This is a genomic window from Rhodanobacter sp. Root179 (assembly GCF_001428465.1).
GTDB lineage: Bacteria > Pseudomonadota > Gammaproteobacteria > Xanthomonadales > Rhodanobacteraceae > Rhodanobacter.
On sequence record NZ_LMHR01000001.1, the window covers coordinates 1 to 1,122 of the forward strand.

Annotated in this window: 2 protein-coding genes; one reads left to right on the forward strand and one right to left on the reverse strand. The window is 64.2% G+C overall.

The genetic code is table 11. The features are described from left to right. A partial coding sequence (locus ASD82_RS00005) for a tellurite resistance/C4-dicarboxylate transporter family protein (protein WP_200950189.1) occupies nt 1–482 on the forward strand: 482 nt, incomplete at its 5' end. Nucleotides 483–504: 22 nt separating this feature from the next. On the opposite strand, the gene ASD82_RS00010 is transcribed toward ASD82_RS00005, so the two are convergent. Next, on the reverse strand, nt 505–801 hold the full coding sequence (locus ASD82_RS00010) for a hypothetical protein (protein WP_157599132.1): 297 nt from the start codon (nt 799–801) through the stop codon (nt 505–507). Nucleotides 802–1,122: the final 321 nt, after the last annotated feature.

Consider the following 1,122-nt stretch of genomic DNA (forward strand, 5'->3'; position numbering starts at 1 on the left):
CCCTGGTCGTCTACCGCATGGTGTTCTTTCCGCTGCGCGCCCGCGAATTCACCCCGCCGTACTGGATCGACATGGGCGCCCTGGCGATCACCACCCTCGCCGGCAGTCTGCTCGTGCTGCATACGCCGGCCGCCAGCCCGCTGCATGAGTTGATGCCGTTCGTGAAAGGTTTCACCGTGTTCTTCTGGGCCACCGCGACGTGGTGGATTCCGCTGCTGGTGATGCTGGAGCTCTGGCGCCACGCGTGGCGCCATGTGCCGCTGCGCTACGAGGTGGATGACTGGGACATCGTGTTTCCGCTGGGTATGTACACGGTGGGCACCTACGAACTGGCGCGGGCGCTGCAGCTCGATTTCCTGCGCGTGATACCGGCCATCGGCGTCTACGTCAGCCTGCTGGTGTGGGTACTCGTGGCCGGCGGCGCCTTCGCTCGCGGGTATCGCGGTTTTCGCGTTGAGGGGCGACGGCATCCGTTGCGGTGACACCCTCGCCGGGCGACCGAGCTCACGGCAGGCGGATGTGCGCGGCCGTTTCGCGCATGTGGTCGCGATGGGCCATGTCCTTGCCCAACTGGTAGCCCACGTTGAACATCATCGCCACCAGTACGAGCACGAAGCCGCCGAAGACGAGCGCCGTGCCGGCCTTGCGATGCGCCGGCTGCCGCCGCCATGCCATGCCCGCCAGGGTAATCGTTACACCAGCGATGCCGGCCAGCGGTTGACCGCAGGCCAGCGCAGCAAAGAACAGGGCGACGGCGACGATGGCCAACACAGATTGATCCCGAGGGGTGGCGTTTGACATGGGCATTCCTTGGCGGTGTGAGTGTGGCTGGGTGATGCTGGCGCATAGCCTAATGGATCGCGCGCGCTGGTCGAACGTTCGTGCTGGTTGGCGTTGATGCGCGGAACTCGCGATTTCGCGTTGGCGTCTGGCGCTGCGCGCTGCGCGCAGCGGCCATTTTTTTGTCTTGTGGGATTCCGGGGTCAAAAGCGGTGAAGCAGGAGCTTTCGTTCTTCTACGGAGGGCGTGTCTCTTTCGCTTGCGTAGACCACCTTAAAACAAGAGCTCAAGTGCAGAGCGGTCGATCGCCTTCGGCGACCGAGTCACTTTCTCTTTGCGTGG